Here is a 13,844-nt window from a genome sequence, read left to right as displayed (position 1 = left end):
CCATTTCGATGGTTCCCTGCGAAACGTGCCGTGCGCCCGGCACTTCTAGCAGGGAACCCCCGAAATGGCCGGCAAGGAGGTGCGCAGGGCAGGGAGGTGCGCAGCGCGCGGGTAAGCGCAAGAGTCGGACCCCAGCAGGAATACCCGTAGCGTCCGTGGAGTTCACGCCATCAAAGGGCACTCTGGAACACCTACGCGTATTGGAGAAGTTCATGACTGAAGTTCAACTCGGCGATGGCCTCACTGTAAGCCAGCTCGGTTTCGGCGGAATGGCCCTGACCCCGGTCTATGGCGGAATCGAGCCTGATGAAGGGCTCAAAACGCTGCGGCACGCGGTGGACGCCGGTATTACGTTCATCGACACCGCAGATGTATACGGCGCAGGCAGCAACGAGGAACTCGTAGGCAGGCTCTTGAAGGAGCGGCGCGACGAAGTCCAAGTAGCCACAAAGTTTGGAATTGAGGGCAACCCCGCGGACGGGTACACGGGAGTCCGCGGGGATGCGCCCTACATCAGGCAAGCGGCGGAAGCGAGCCTCCGCCGTCTGGGCACTGACGTGATTGACCTCTACTACATGCACCGCCGTGACCTCCGCGTTCCGATAGTGGAAACCGTGGAGGCCATGGCGGAGCTGGTCCGTGAGGGCAAGGTCCGGCACCTCGGTTTGTCTGAAGTGACAGCCGAGGAGCTCAGGCAGGCCAACGCCGTCCATCCCATTGCCGCGGTCCAGAGTGAATGGTCAATCTGGAGCAGGGATGTTGAACTCAACGTTGTTCCTGCAGCCAAGGAACTTGGCGTCGGGTTTGTGCCTTATTCGCCGCTTGGCCGCGGGTTCCTCACGGGAACCGTCAGCGCGGGCGACCTTGGGGAAAATGACTTCCGCCACAAGATCCCCCGTTTTGGCGACGAGGCACTTGATGCGAACCAGGCCGTAGTGGCGGCGGTCCGCGAGGTAGCCAGTGGGCTGGATGCAACTCCGGCCCAAGTAGCCCTGGCTTGGCTGTTCACCCAAGGTCAGCGCCTCGGGATTTCTGTGGTCCCCATCCCCGGCACGCGCAAAACGCACCGGATCGACGAGAACCTGGGGGCGCTGTCCCTGCAACTGGGAACAGCACAACTTGAGAAGCTCCACCAAGCCGCAGCCGCCGTCGTGGGTTCACGCTCTGCCGACCCCAACTGGGTGTCACAGGGCCGCGAAGCCAAGAACGTAGGCTGAACGAATGGATTCACTTATTCACTCACTGCGTGACGTCACTATCCGCAGCATTTCTGTCAGCGAGATGAACAACAACGTGTATCTGTTGACTTCCAAGTCCACGGGTACGCAGGTGCTGATCGATGCCGCCGACGACCTCCCTGCCATTCAGCAGCTTCTGATGGACAGTGCCGCTGACACGGCCGCGCAGCCCAAACTGGCCAGGATTGCCACCACCCACCAGCACTGGGACCACGTCCGTGCGCTGCCTGAGTTGGTCGCCGTCACCAGCGCAAGCACCTCAGCTGGAGCAGACGACGCCGATGCGTTGCCGGTTCCGGTGGATGTCCGCCTTGGTCACGGCGACGTTGAGCGGTTTGACGATGTTGAGCTCACGGCGGTCCACCTGCGTGGACACACCCCGGGCTCGATCGCTTTCGTGTACCAGGATCCGGACGGGCCGGCCCACATTTTCAGTGGCGACTCGTTGTTTCCGGGTGGCGTCGGCAACACACAGAACGATTCCGCACGCTTCACTTCTCTGTTGAACGACGTGCAGGAGCGACTGTTCGACGCTTATCCGGACGAAACCCTGGTTCACCCGGGCCATGGATTGCCCACGACACTGGGTGCCGAGCGGCCACACCTTGAGGAGTGGCGCGCCCGAGGCTGGTAACTTGTGGGGCCTACTCTGCATGCAATTCCCTCCGGAAAACGTGCAGAGGGGGCCTCACAACGCGAGACTTAGCGGCCGCGACGCTCGTTGGACGCGGGAGCTGATGCACGACGCGGGCCGCTGCGTGCCGGACGACCTGCGCCGGAACCACCACGACCGGAGTTGCCGGAAGCACCTGAACCGTAGGATCCGCCGGACGTCGCGCCCGTAGCGGAGGACCATACGGCCTTGTTCCCGCCCGTACGCGTCGAGGTGGTGGATGCCGTGCGCGGAGCCGAAGCTGAACGCTGGCCGGTAGCCGGACGGCCGCTGCGGCCGTTCTGGCCCTGCGAGCCGGGAACGTCGTTGCGGTGAGTAGCGCCGGCCTTGCCGCGACCGCGCGGGCTGCGTGCGACGTCGTCGTTCATTGCTGCGCGGCGATCTGCACGGTTGGTGTCCGTACGAACCGGCTCAGCCCCAACCTTGCCGCGACCGTTCCGACCACCGCGGCCACCAGCGGTGGGAGCAGCCTGCGTGGAGCGGCGGGCGCGCTTGCGCTGGGCGTTGGCGCCAGTTGACGTGCCGCCACCCTGCTGGGTTTTAGCCGCGAGAAGAGCCGCACGGGTACGGGGATCAACCTTGTCCGCGATGTCGCCAACCAGATCGGCAACCAACGGTGAGTTGGCCGTGACCCGCTCGAAGGAAACGTCAACGCCGGCAGCCTTCATGAGCTTCTTGACGTCGCTCTGCTGCTCGGGGAGCGTCAGAGTAACCACGGTGCCATCGGAACCGGCGCGGGCCGTACGGCCGGAGCGGTGCAGGTAGGCCTTGTGCTCTGTGGGCGGGTCCACGTGGATGACGAGTTCGACGTCGTCAACGTGCACGCCGCGGGCTGCGACGTCGGTGGCCACCAGGACGCGGACGTCACCGTTGGAGAACTCGGCAAGATTGCGGTCGCGGGCGTTCTGCGACAGGTTGCCGTGAAGGTCGACGGCGGGGATGCCGGCATCCGTGAGGGTCTTCGCGAGCTTGCGGGCGTGATGCTTGGTCCGCATGAAGAGGACGCGGCGGCCGGCGCCGGAGGCCAGTTCAACAATGAGCTGCTTCTTGACGGTCTGATCGTTGACCACCAGGACGTGGTGTTCCATGGTGGTGACAGCGGCCTGGGGATCGTCCACGGAGTGCGTCAGCGGGTTGGAGAGGTAACGGTTGACCAGCTTGTCAACACCGTTGTCCAACGTCGCGGAGAAGAGCAGGCGCTGACCCTGGGTGGGGGTCATGTCCATGAGCTTCTTGACTACCGGGAGGAAGCCGAGGTCAGCCATGTGGTCTGCCTCGTCCAGCACGGTGACCTCAACGGCTTCGAGGGTCAGGATGCGCTGGCGGATCAGGTCTTCGAGGCGGCCCGGGCAGGCGATGACGATGTCGACGCCGGCGCGCAGCGCCTTTTCCTGGCGTGCCTGGGAGATGCCGCCGTAGATGACCGTGGTGTTCAGGCCCATGGCCTTGGCCAGCGGCTCAATGGTGGCGTTGATCTGGGTTGCCAGTTCGCGGGTCGGTGCAAGGACGAGGCCCATGGGGCGGCCGGGCTTGCGGAAGTGCTTTGCTTCGCGCTCGGCCAAGCGGGCCACGAGCGGGATGGCGAAGGCAATGGTCTTACCGGAACCGGTGCGGCCACGGCCCAGGACGTCGCGGCCTGCGAGCGTATCCGGGAGGGTCTTGACCTGGATGGGGAATGCCTCTTCGATGCCATCTGCGGCGAGGGATTCAGCAATGGGCTTGGGCGTGCCAAGGGCAGCAAAAGTAGTCATAAACTTCATGTCTTTCGGGCGGTGTCCAGGTGCGGACATCGGCCCCCGACGCCGGTTGGGCCAGGGGTTCGCCGAGGAAAAGTCAGGTGGTCTACCGATTCGCTTTAGCAGCGGTGGCCGGGACCAAATAGAACGCGTTCATCGACGCAGGATGTGCCTCTCACATGAAAAATGCCCCGCCGCGTAGCCTTTCCGGCCACCTGCTTCAGGGCGTCACCGCACATCAAGTGTTCCTAGCTTAGCAGTGATTCCACGGCGGACCCGCATCGGGGCTGTTCAGGCTCGCGTTGCGAGGCCCGCTTTGCACCCTTCACGGCCCCCAAACCATGCAGAGTAGGCCTCACAACGCACGCCCTCCGCGTTGCGAGGCCCGCTTTGCACCCTTCACGGCTCGCATAGTGCGCAGAGCAGGCCTCACAACACACGCCCTCCCGTTGCGAGGCCCGCTTTGCATGGCTCACGGCCCCCAAACCATGCAGAGCAGGCCTCACAACGGGTCAGGAGTGGCGAGTGAGCTCCGGTTCGGCGTCACGAGGCACGGGTGCTGCGGAGCGGGCGGCAACCCTGGGTGCGATGACTATCCCGACGACGGCGATCACGGCCGTCAGCGCGAAAACAGCAGCGAACGGGCTGGCAGTAAAGGCTGCGAACACGAGCCCCGTTGCCGCAAGGGACAGGGCCCCGCCGAGGGAATCGGAGATGGACATGGCTGCGCTGTTGAAGCCCTGGTTTTCCTCTGTGGACAGTGCCAACGTCATCACCGAGAGCCGCGGGTACATCAGCCCCATGCCGCCACCGGCCAGGATCCACCCGGCAATGGCCACGGCCGCGGGCAGGCTGAAGGCCGCGGTCACCAGGGTGGAGATCACGGCAATAAGCACCAAGGCAGCGCCGATCTTGACGGCAAGATCGTCCGCCAGCCGCGCACCGAGCCTCCCCTGGATCGCCGACGCCCCGGCCCACGCCAGCGCGGCACCAGTCAGCGTCAGCCCGGCGAAGGTGGGGGTGAACGCGTAGCGCTCAGTCAGCAAATACGGCAAATACACCTCGGCCCCGAAGAACGCCGCCGATGCCAAACCGCGCACCAGGATCACACTGGGCAGGCCGCGCCGGGCAGTGAGGGTCCCCCGCGGAACCAACGGGCGGACAGCCACCAGAGCAAGGACAAGAGCGACGACGGCAATCGCCCCACCCACGCCCGGAACCTCTGCGGACAGGTTCAGTCCGAGGACGGCGGCGGCTGCGAGCGCCGCCCACCCCATCCGGCCGAAGGCCCAGGGGACAGGCTCCTCGGGAGGCCGCGTATCCATCCCGCGCACTGCCGGAACCACCATCAGCAGCGCAGGAATGACCAGGCCCACAACCCCGAGGAACACCCAGTGCCAACTGCTGAGCTGGGCCACCACACCCGCAGCAAAGGGACCAATCAGGGACGGCACCACCCAGGATGCGGCGAAGGCGGCAAAGATCTTAGGGTGCAGTACAGGCTGGTATACGCGGGCCACCAGGACGTAGAGGGCCACGGTCATTGCGCCGCCACCAAGTCCCTGGACCAAGCGTCCGAGCACCAGCATTTCCATGGTTCCGGCCATTCCGGCGATCAACAGGCCAGCCACGAACAATGCTACGGAGGTGTACAGCGGCGCCGCGGGACCACGACGATCCGACCAGTTACCCGCGGCCACCATGCCCATCACGCCCGTAGCAAGCGGGCCGGCGAAGGCCAGCGCGTAGAGGCTGGCTCCGTCCAGGTCGCGGCTGACGAGCGGCATGATGGTGGTCACCGCGAGGGACTCGAACGCGCTCAGGAACACGAGTGCGCACGCCCCCACGGTGGCCAGCAGGTATGGGCGGCGCAGTATCCCGGCCGTTGAGGTGTCAGAGGTCATGGACGCCAGCCTAGAACCTCAACTAATGTTGAGGTCAATCCACCGCCCCGCCAAGAAAGCGAAACCATGCAACAAGCCACAACGCACCGGCCCCTCACTATCGGTGAGTTGTCCGAGCGAAGTGGAGTGTCGGCGTCGGCCCTTCATTTTTACGAGCGGAACGGGCTCATCGAAGCAGACCGGACGGCCGGCAACCAACGGCGCTACCGCCGCGAAACGCTGCGGCGGGTCGCGTTCATCAAGACCTCCCAACGGGTGGGCCTGCCCCTGAAGGACATCCGCGAGGCGCTGGATTCCCTGCCTGACGGCCGGACACCCACCAAACGCGACTGGGCCAGGCTCTCCCAGCGGTGGCGCGAGGAACTGGACCAGCGCATCGCAGCCCTCCAGCACCTTCGCAATGACCTGGACGGGTGCATCGGCTGCGGCTGCTTGAGCCTGAAGTCGTGCACGCTGCAGAATCCGTCGGACGAGCTCGGAGCCTCCGGTGCGGGCGCGCAGCGTTGGACTTTGCCGGAATAGCAACAGGCATTGCCTTTGAGCGCAGCGTCGCGGCACGCTTGGGTTATGACTGAACAAACGCACGACGCCGGCACTCACCACCACGGTCAGCACACCCATGAAGGGGCGCAGCACACCCATGATGGCTCTCAGCAGGGCGGCCTGAACCTCCACGAGGACGCTGACAATGCCGCGGACATGTGGGACGGCATGTACCGGGAGCGCGCCAAGATTTGGAGCGGGAACCCCAACCCGCAGCTGGTTGCCGAGGTTACCGGACTGAAGCCGGGGAAGGCGCTGGATCTGGGCTCCGGGGAAGGCGGCGACGCTATCTGGTTGGCACAGCAGGGCTGGACTGTCACCGCGTTGGACGTGTCCGCCGTCGCGCTTGAACGGGCAGCAGCCCATGCAGCGGAGACCGATCATGCGGACCGGATCACGTGGCAGCAGCAGGACCTCACCGAGTGGGAGCCGGAGCCGGTGTTTGATTTGGTCTCGGCACAGTTCCTCCACTCCCCGCTGTTGCCGTGGCGGGACTCGGCGTCAAAAGCGGCGGCCGCCGTCGCACCCGGCGGGACGTTGTTGATCGTGGGGCATCACCCGCACGGGCTCCCTCCGTGGAGTCACCATCACGAGTCCGGCATGTTCTTCACGCCGGAGCAGTTGGCGGGTGCCCTGCGGCTGGATCGCGAGCCGTGGTTTGTTGAGGTCCTCACGGACAGGGCGCGGACTATTGAAGGACCTAACGGTGAGTCCGGCACCACGTTGGACACAGTCCTGAGAGCAAGGAAGCACGCCTAAACACCGGCGCGTCTAAATACCGGACGGAAGTAGCTCACCGTAGGGTGGCACCACTGTTCCGGTGGCGGTGGAGTCCGGGTTCAGCATCCAGCCGACGCGCTTGGCCGTGTTCAGCATGACCACACTCTCCACCAGTTCGATGCCCGGGATCCGTTGCTGGATGGTGAGCTCCATTTCCATGACGTCAGCCAGGGATCGCAGCCACATGATCATGGTGAAGTTGGTGCGGCCCGTGGTGGACGCGGAGAAGCGGATGTTCCGGATGGCCCTGAGTTCCGTGGCGGCGGCCTCGTGCTCGCCTGCGGGCACGTTCGCGAACCACTGGACCGTGATGGGGAAGCCGGAGAACTGCTGAGCAATTTCGCAGCGGAAGGACAGCATCCGGCTGCTCAGGACCCTGCCCAGTTGCCGCTGGACGGTGGCGGGGTTTCTGTTCAGGGCACGGGCGATTTCTGCTGCCGTGGCCCGTCCGTCGCGAGCCAGGAACGGGATGAGAGCCAAGTGGGTGTCCGGGAGTGGGGCCACCGTGGCGTCGTACGGGTTTGCTGATTCGGGTCCGGCGAGCGCCTTGAGCGCTTGTTGTTCCGCTTTGCTGAGGACGTTGAGCCGCCACGCGTAGCCGCTGGTATGAATCCGCGTACAGAGAGCTGTGTGGTACTTGGTGAGTCCTCGAATTTCCTTGAGCCTGGGCACTACCTGAGTGCTGAATTGCCCCAGGTCCTGGGTGATCACCGTCAGCATGAGGTCACGGTTGCTGGCAGCTTCTTCCACGGTGATCACCTCGGGAAGCTGAGCGACGGCCGAGGTAACGTCCGGCCTGAGGTGCATTTCGCAGTCGATGTCCACCATGGCCAGACACATATCTTTTGGATCGCCCATCAGGTGCGCGGTGGTCCAAGCTGCGCCTGACGCCCGCATGCGCTCCCACCGGGACGCAAGGGTGGTGGCGTGGACGCCGAGGACGTCGCCGGCGTCGGACCAACTGATCCTAGGTGAGATCTGTAGGGCGTTGACCAGGCGCAGGTCTTCCTCACTGAGTTCCATGAGTACATTTTCTCAGAACCATGCATGTTTCCTGTCAAATGATGGCTGCAGGTGCATATTTACAGTTGTTTGGGAACTTGTGAATCACATCACCTCAGAATGGCATAAGGAACCAGTCACCGGGAAAGACCAGGAGAACTCATGACCATTGCTTCCGAAGCCAAGGAACTGCGGGACGACATCGTCCGCCTCCGCCACGACCTCCACCGCGAACCGGAGATTGGGCTGCAGCTCCCCCACACGCAGGAGAAGGTACTCAAGGCGCTGGACGGACTTCCGTATGAGATCACCCTCGGCAAGGAGACGACGTCGGTCACTGCGGTTCTGCGCGGCGGTGCAGCTCACGCTTCAGCCGAGAAGCCGGTGGTGCTGTTGCGCGCAGACATGGATGGACTCCCTGTGCAGGAGAGGACCGGCGTGGACTACACCTCCCGTGTGGACAACGCGATGCACGCTTGCGGCCATGACCTCCACACCTCCATGCTCGCTGGCGCGGCCACCCTCCTCGCGGAGCATCGCGATCAGCTGGCCGGCGATGTCATCCTCATGTTCCAGCCCGGCGAAGAAGGCTTTGACGGTGCGAGCTACATGATCAAGGAAGGCGTTTTGGATGCTGCCGGTCGTCGCGCCGACACCGCCTACGGAATGCACGTGTTCTCCGCGCTCGAACCGCATGGCCAGTTCGTCACCAAGCCCGGCGTCATGCTCAGTTCCTCCGACGGACTCGTTGTCACTGTGCTTGGCGCGGGCGGCCACGGCTCCGCCCCCCACTCCGCCAAGGACCCCGTCACCGCCGCTGCCGAGATGGTCACCGCACTCCAGGTCATGGTCACGCGCCAGTTCAACATGTTCGATCCCGTAGTCCTGACCGTCGGCGTCCTGCATGCAGGAACCAAGCGCAACGTCATCCCCGAGACCGCCCGCATCGAAGCCACCATCAGGACCTTCTCCGAAGAGTCCCGCCGCAAGATGATGGAAGCAGTACCCAGGCTTCTGCATGGCATCGCGGCAGCCCACGGTTTGGAGGCAGACGTGCACTACCAAGAGGAATACCCCCTCACCATCAACGACGAGGACCAAACCACCACCGCGGAGAAGGTCATCGCCGGAATGTTCGGCGAATCCCGCCACACCCGCATGGCAACTCCCCTGAGCGGTTCCGAGGACTTCTCCCGCGTCCTCGCCGAAGTTCCCGGCACCTTTGTGGGGCTCAGCGCCGTTGCCCCCGGCGCCGACCACACGACGTCGCCGTTCAACCACTCGCCATACGCACTGTTCGACGACGGCGTCCTCACCGACGGCGCGGCGCTGTATGCCGAACTTGCCGTATCCCGCATCGCTGCCCTCGCCGGCAACTAACTCCCTGCCCGCCTGATCTTGGAGAACCACATGAGCACCACCGTAGGAACGTCCCCCGACGTCAAGGTCCACAAATCCCACATGCGCACGCTGGTTGGCACCGGCATCGGCAACGCCGTTGAATGGTACGACTGGGCAATCTACGCCACGTTCTCGCCGTTCATCGCGAGTGCTCTCTTCAGCCAAGCCGACCCCACCTCAGCCGTGCTGTCCACCTTGGCGATCTTCGCCGTCGGGTTCGTTGCCCGTCCGTTCGGTGGGTTCGTGTTCGGCTGGATCGGCGACAGGATTGGCCGCAAGACCTCCATGACGGTGGCTGTGGCACTGGGCGCGGTGGGCAGCCTCCTCATCGGCATCGCCCCAACGTTCGCTGCTGTTGGAGCCTTCGCTTCGGTGACGCTTCTGGTGGCCCGGCTCATCCAGGGCCTCGCCCACGGTGGCGAGCTGCCGTCGTCGCAAACGTACTTGTCCGAGATGGCACCCAAGGAACACCGCGGCTTCTGGGCCACGCTCATCTACACCTCCGGTACCGCCGGGATCCTGGCCGGCACGCTGCTGGGCGCTATCCTCACCGCGACCCTCAGCAAGGACGATATGAGCGCCTGGGGTTGGCGTATCCCGTTCCTGATCGGTGGCGCACTGGGCATCTACGCCCTGTTCATGCGGGCCAAGATGAAGGAAACCGAGGCTTTTGAGGCTGAGACTCCCAACGAGAAGCGCTTGCCCATCTGGCCGCAGATCGTGAAGTACCGCAAGCAGGCGATGCAGGTCATCGGCCTCACTGTTGGCCTGACCGTTGTGTACTACATCTGGGGCGTGGTGGCACCGAGCTACGCAGCAACCTCCCTGAAGATGGACCGCGGAGAGGCGCTCTGGGCAGGTGTGATCGCCAACGTGGTGTTCATTGCCGCCCTGCCGTTCTGGGGCAAACTGTCCGATCGCATCGGCCGTAAACCGGTGATCATCGCTTCCTCCGCAGGTGCCGCGCTCATGCACTTCCCCATGACGTGGCTCCTCAAAGACTCACCGTGGCAGCTGGCAGTGTCCATGTCCGTGATGCTGTTCTTCATCGCCGGCAGCGCTGCGATCGTCCCGGCCGTCTACGCAGAGCTCTTCCCCACGCACATCCGCACCATCGGCGTCGGCGTCCCGTACTCCATCTGCGTTGCCGTGTTCGGTGGCACGGCTCCGTACCTGCAGACGTGGCTCGGCACCATCGGGCAAGCTCAACTGTTCAACGTGTACGCCGTGCTCCTGCTTCTGGTGGGCATCGCGTTTGCCTTCTCCATCCCGGAGACCAAAGGCAAGGACCTCACCGTCTAGCTGCTCCGGCTTTCGTTGCGAGGCCCGCCCTGCGCTCTTCCCAGGGCTTCTGGGATGCAGAGTGGGCCTCACAACGTTAAACGAAGCGGTCGCGGCCGGCCCGGTATCCGAAGAAGGCCGCCAGGGAACCGACCACCAGGAACAGGATTCCGGCGGCCGCGAACCCTCCTGTGGCTTGGTGCAGCTGGCCCACCATCAACGTGCCAAGGGAACCCACTCCGTAGCCGACGCCCTGCATCATTCCGGACAGGTGCGCGGCAGTGTGGGCGTCGCGGGTGCGGACCATGATCATAGTGAGGGCCACGGCGGTCAACGACCCCTGGCCCAGGCCGTTGAGCCCGGTCCAGATCCAGATGAGTTCCGTGGGGCCAAAGATCGTGAGCGCAAAACCGCCACCTGTCATCAGAGCCACCACCATGTTGATGATCCGCTGGTCCTTGAAACGCGTAGCCAGCGCAGGGGCAAACAGTGAGCCCAGCATCTGAAGCACAATCGACACCGACACGATCAGCCCCGCCGTTCCCCCGTCGATCCCCCGGTCGCGGAGTATGGGCGCCATCCACGCAAATACGCTGAACGACATCATGGCCTGCAGCACCATGAACAGCGTCACCTGCCAGGCCACGGCTGACCGCCACACGTTCACGCCACCGTGGGTCACCTGGTGCTTTACCGACGGCTGGCGGACTGCCAGCGGCAGAAAGAGCAAAAGTACGACGGCGGCAGGCACCGCCCAGAACCACAGCGCCGAAGTCCAGTGGCCGGTTGCCGTAAAGACCGGATACGTGAAGCCCGCGCCAAGGGCAGCCGACGCACAGATCGCAGTGGTGTAGAGGCCTCCCATCAGACCCAGGCGGTGCGGAAAGTCCCGTTTGACCACGCCGGGAAGAAGGACATTGCACAAGGCGATTGCAGCACCGCAGGCGGCGGTTCCGGCGAGGAGTGCGGGGAGGTGTCCGGCGCCGGGGATCTCCAGGGGCCTGATCACCAGCCCCGCGGTAAGCACAGCCATGGCCCCGAGGAGCACCCGTTCTGCGCCGAACCTGCGGGCCAGAATGGGGGCGAGCGGGGCGAAGACGCCCAGCAACGTCACCGGCACGGTGGTGAGGACCACCAGCGACCAGCCCGGCAGACCGGCGTCGGAGGTTATTTCCGGCAGGACGGCGGAGAAGCTGGAGAAGACCGTCCGCAGGTTCAGACCGATCAGGACCAGGCAGATGCCCAGGTAAACCAGGCCCCTCTTGCCTCGGAGCTGGGTGGGATCGGGTGCCGGCTCTTCGTCGATCTCCGCGTCCACCGCGATCTCAGGGAGGACAGACTTCTCTGGGTAGCCGGGGGTCTTGGAGGAGGTCACCCGCCCTATTCTGTCAGCCAGTGATTCCTAAGCCCCCAGCTGGCAGCCATTGCCCGGGATGTGACCGGATCTCAGGCAACAATTTCCTGTCCGTGCCAGCCGTCGTCGTCGCGGGTGAACTGCCAGCGGATGTGGGCATCGCCCGACAGGTCCAACCAGTCCAGATCCGTCATGTCGATTCTGATCCAGGCAAAACGCTCCATGGCCGTCTCAACATCACCCGGGCCATCAACACGCTCATCCGGGCAGGGAGTCCCCGGAACCAGCCGGGACGCATAAAGGTGCCGGCTGTTCGGGCTGAACCGCTCCCATGCCCGGCGTCGTTCCTTCTCATCGTCGACCACCGCAGCGTCACCTCTGATGCGCAGCTGAACCCCGCGCTCGTCGTCGTACAAGGTCAGTGCCACCCGTGGCTGGTGGCCAATCTCCGAGACCTTACGGGACAAGGAGTTGGTGGCCACCTTGACCCGGTAAGCGGCGCGGTCCACCTCCCGGATGATGACCGCACGGACCCGCGCTCCTCCGTCCGTTCCCGTGGTGCCCAGGAAACCGAGCGTAAAAGGGGTGCGCCCTTTGGTGGCCGCCACCAGAGATCCCAGAACCCGCTCCAGCGTCTCCTCGCTTGTATTCATTGCCCGAGACAGCCGGGAGAAACAACCCGCGTGGTGCTGGCAGGATTGTTGACCAAGGCGGCAGCGGGCCGGACAGGGCGTAGCTGAAGGTTTCCACCGCAGTTCGGGCAAGACCGATGAGGGAACCGGTCAACACAGTCCGGGCACCACGTGCACTCAAACGTACAAATGTAGGCCTCTCCAGAGGGCGGGATGTCACGGTTGCAGCATTCACAGTTCGGGCGGATCTCAAGCATCAGGCAACTCTACCCACAGGGTCACAACTCTCCCTGCCACGGCCGTGCACCGGCGCTGATCGTTTGATCCGGAACGCAGAGGATCCTCGCATCCGAACCCAAGTATTCTGGAAGTGATGAGTGAAACCCCAGATTCCCCGCGACCCGTCACGCCCGGCACCCAGGCCTCCTTCGGAACCTACGGTGGCCGCCCGGTCAGCTTCGTGCGCCGTGGCACCCGTTTGCAGGGCCGCAGGCAGGCCGCGTGGGAAGAGCACGCCGAGCGCTGGGCCATCCAGGTGCCGCGCCACGTAGCCAATACGTCCGTCCACCCTGATTACACCTTCGACGCCGAGGCAGTCTTTGGGCGTAAGGCACCCCTGATCGTGGAGATCGGGTCCGGCCTGGGTGACGCCGTGGTTCATGCGGCCGAGCAGAACCCGGACAAGGACTTCCTTGCCGTAGAGGTCTACACGCCGGGGCTGGCCAACACCATCATCAAGATCAACAGCCGCGGGCTGACCAACGTGCGCGTGGTGGAAGCCAACGCTCCCGAGGTCCTTGAGTCGATGCTCCCGGAGGGTTCGGTCAGCGAGCTTTGGGTGTTCTTCCCGGACCCTTGGCACAAGGCCCGCCACCACAAGCGCCGGCTCATCCAGCCTGCCTTCGCTTCCGTAGCTGCCAAGGCACTGGTCACGGGCGGTTACTGGCGCATCGCAACCGACTGGTCCAACTATGCAGTCCACGTCCGCGAAGTGCTGGCAGGGTCCACAGAGTTCGAGAATATGCACGAAGGCGAGCGCAGCGGCGAAGAGAGCCCGTTGACGCAGGTGTGGCAATCCGGCGTCGAGTCTGTTGTTGGCGGTGCGCCCGTCAGGGAAGGCCGCGCGCCAGTAAGCACCGAGCACACAGGACCGAACGAAGGCGTGGATGAAGAAGGCGGTTGGGCTCCCCGGTTCGATGGCCGGATCCGGACAAGCTTCGAGAACAAAGCCCACGAGGCCGGGCGCATGATCTTTGATCTCACCTACCGCAAAATCTAACCGCAGGACTTTGGGGGAATC

The 13,844-nt window shown here is 64.3% G+C and carries 13 protein-coding genes; 7 read left to right on the top strand and 6 right to left on the bottom strand.

Going from position 1 to position 13,844, the window contains the following annotated elements; translation table 11 throughout:
- The first annotated feature begins 212 nt into the window (after positions 1-212).
- Together EU811_RS07515 and EU811_RS07510 are read left to right on the top strand one after the other, a co-directional pair.
- Complete coding sequence (locus tag EU811_RS07515; RefSeq protein ID WP_142937873.1) at positions 213-1,217, top strand: aldo/keto reductase; 1,005 nt, start codon at positions 213-215, stop codon at positions 1,215-1,217.
- 4 nt (positions 1,218-1,221) lie between these two features.
- Positions 1,222-1,872 carry an MBL fold metallo-hydrolase gene (locus EU811_RS07510; RefSeq protein WP_142937872.1) on the top strand — a complete coding sequence of 217 codons (651 nt, stop codon included), beginning with the start codon at positions 1,222-1,224 and terminating at the stop codon, positions 1,870-1,872.
- Positions 1,873-1,940: 68 nt separating this feature from the next.
- Here the strand turns inward: EU811_RS07510 and EU811_RS07505 are convergent, their stop codons facing one another.
- Positions 1,941-3,662 (bottom strand): DEAD/DEAH box helicase, encoded by a 1,722-nt coding sequence (locus EU811_RS07505; protein ID WP_187697096.1) that lies wholly within the window; start codon positions 3,660-3,662, stop codon positions 1,941-1,943.
- A 497-nt stretch (positions 3,663-4,159) separates the two neighbouring features.
- Positions 4,160-5,551: an MFS transporter gene (locus EU811_RS07500; RefSeq protein WP_142937870.1), complete on the bottom strand. Its 1,392-nt coding sequence runs from the start codon at positions 5,549-5,551 to the stop codon at positions 4,160-4,162.
- Between the two features lie 66 nt (positions 5,552-5,617).
- Between EU811_RS07500 and soxR the strand changes: the two genes are divergently transcribed.
- Both soxR and EU811_RS07490 read left to right on the top strand, forming a co-directional pair.
- The gene (gene soxR / locus EU811_RS07495; RefSeq protein WP_142937869.1) at positions 5,618-6,073 is read left to right on the top strand and encodes a redox-sensitive transcriptional activator SoxR; all 456 of its coding nucleotides are present in this window, start codon (positions 5,618-5,620) and stop codon (positions 6,071-6,073) included.
- Positions 6,074-6,118: 45 nt separating this feature from the next.
- Positions 6,119-6,853: an SAM-dependent methyltransferase gene (locus tag EU811_RS07490; RefSeq protein WP_446698043.1), complete on the top strand. Its 735-nt coding sequence runs from the start codon at positions 6,119-6,121 to the stop codon at positions 6,851-6,853.
- Between the two features lie 12 nt (positions 6,854-6,865).
- On the opposite strand, the gene EU811_RS07485 is transcribed toward EU811_RS07490, so the two are convergent.
- Entirely contained in the window at positions 6,866-7,897 is a 1,032-nt protein-coding gene (locus tag EU811_RS07485) for an Lrp/AsnC family transcriptional regulator (RefSeq protein ID WP_142937867.1), read from the bottom strand.
- Positions 7,898-8,038: 141 nt separating this feature from the next.
- On the opposite strand from EU811_RS07485, the gene EU811_RS07480 reads away from it, so the two are divergent.
- Both EU811_RS07480 and EU811_RS07475 read left to right on the top strand, forming a co-directional pair.
- On the top strand, positions 8,039-9,256 hold the full coding sequence (locus tag EU811_RS07480) for a M20 metallopeptidase family protein (RefSeq protein WP_142937866.1): 1,218 nt from the start codon (positions 8,039-8,041) through the stop codon (positions 9,254-9,256).
- A gap of 30 nt (positions 9,257-9,286) precedes the next feature.
- A complete protein-coding gene (locus EU811_RS07475; RefSeq protein WP_142937865.1) occupies positions 9,287-10,579 on the top strand; it encodes an MFS transporter in 1,293 nt (430 codons plus the stop codon).
- Positions 10,580-10,655: 76 nt separating this feature from the next.
- Here the strand turns inward: EU811_RS07475 and EU811_RS07470 are convergent, their stop codons facing one another.
- The 3 genes from EU811_RS07470 to EU811_RS07460 form a co-directional block, all read right to left on the bottom strand.
- Entirely contained in the window at positions 10,656-11,933 is a 1,278-nt protein-coding gene (locus tag EU811_RS07470) for a CynX/NimT family MFS transporter (protein WP_142937864.1), read from the bottom strand.
- 71 nt (positions 11,934-12,004) lie between these two features.
- Complete coding sequence (locus tag EU811_RS07465) at positions 12,005-12,565, bottom strand: pyridoxamine 5'-phosphate oxidase family protein (RefSeq protein ID WP_142937863.1); 561 nt, start codon at positions 12,563-12,565, stop codon at positions 12,005-12,007.
- Positions 12,562-12,801: a DUF1272 domain-containing protein gene (locus EU811_RS07460; RefSeq protein WP_142937862.1), complete on the bottom strand. Its 240-nt coding sequence runs from the start codon at positions 12,799-12,801 to the stop codon at positions 12,562-12,564. Before EU811_RS07460 ends, EU811_RS07465 begins: the two co-directional genes overlap by 4 nt.
- 116 nt (positions 12,802-12,917) lie before the next feature.
- Between EU811_RS07460 and trmB the strand changes: the two genes are divergently transcribed.
- A complete protein-coding gene (gene trmB / locus EU811_RS07455) occupies positions 12,918-13,823 on the top strand; it encodes a tRNA (guanosine(46)-N7)-methyltransferase TrmB (RefSeq protein WP_142937861.1) in 906 nt (301 codons plus the stop codon).
- Positions 13,824-13,844 lie beyond the last annotated feature (21 nt).

It is taken from the genome of Arthrobacter sp. TS-15, assembly GCF_006964045.1.
Taxonomy (GTDB): Bacteria; Actinomycetota; Actinomycetes; order Actinomycetales; family Micrococcaceae; genus Arthrobacter.
Note: the sequence above shows the minus strand (reverse complement) of the source record. Positions and strands in the feature narration are given on the sequence as shown.

What these genes read in the sequence shown, in the direction of transcription:
- soxR (WP_142937869.1), top strand. Translation starts at nt 5,618, where the DNA reads ATGCAACAAGCCACAACGCACCGGCCCCTCACTATCGGTGAGTTGTCC.
- EU811_RS07460 (WP_142937862.1), bottom strand. Translation starts at nt 12,801, where the DNA reads ATGCTTGAGATCCGCCCGAACTGTGAATGCTGCAACCGTGACATCCCG.
- EU811_RS07485 (WP_142937867.1), bottom strand. Translation starts at nt 7,897, where the DNA reads ATGGAACTCAGTGAGGAAGACCTGCGCCTGGTCAACGCCCTACAGATC.
- trmB (WP_142937861.1), top strand. Translation starts at nt 12,918, where the DNA reads ATGAGTGAAACCCCAGATTCCCCGCGACCCGTCACGCCCGGCACCCAG.
- EU811_RS07480 (WP_142937866.1), top strand. Translation starts at nt 8,039, where the DNA reads ATGACCATTGCTTCCGAAGCCAAGGAACTGCGGGACGACATCGTCCGC.
- EU811_RS07510 (WP_142937872.1), top strand. Translation starts at nt 1,222, where the DNA reads ATGGATTCACTTATTCACTCACTGCGTGACGTCACTATCCGCAGCATT.
- EU811_RS07465 (WP_142937863.1), bottom strand. Translation starts at nt 12,565, where the DNA reads ATGAATACAAGCGAGGAGACGCTGGAGCGGGTTCTGGGATCTCTGGTG.
- EU811_RS07490 (WP_446698043.1), top strand. Translation starts at nt 6,119, where the DNA reads ATGACTGAACAAACGCACGACGCCGGCACTCACCACCACGGTCAGCAC.
- EU811_RS07475 (WP_142937865.1), top strand. Translation starts at nt 9,287, where the DNA reads ATGAGCACCACCGTAGGAACGTCCCCCGACGTCAAGGTCCACAAATCC.
- EU811_RS07505 (WP_187697096.1), bottom strand. Translation starts at nt 3,662, where the DNA reads ATGACTACTTTTGCTGCCCTTGGCACGCCCAAGCCCATTGCTGAATCC.
- EU811_RS07500 (WP_142937870.1), bottom strand. Translation starts at nt 5,551, where the DNA reads ATGACCTCTGACACCTCAACGGCCGGGATACTGCGCCGCCCATACCTG.
- EU811_RS07515 (WP_142937873.1), top strand. Translation starts at nt 213, where the DNA reads ATGACTGAAGTTCAACTCGGCGATGGCCTCACTGTAAGCCAGCTCGGT.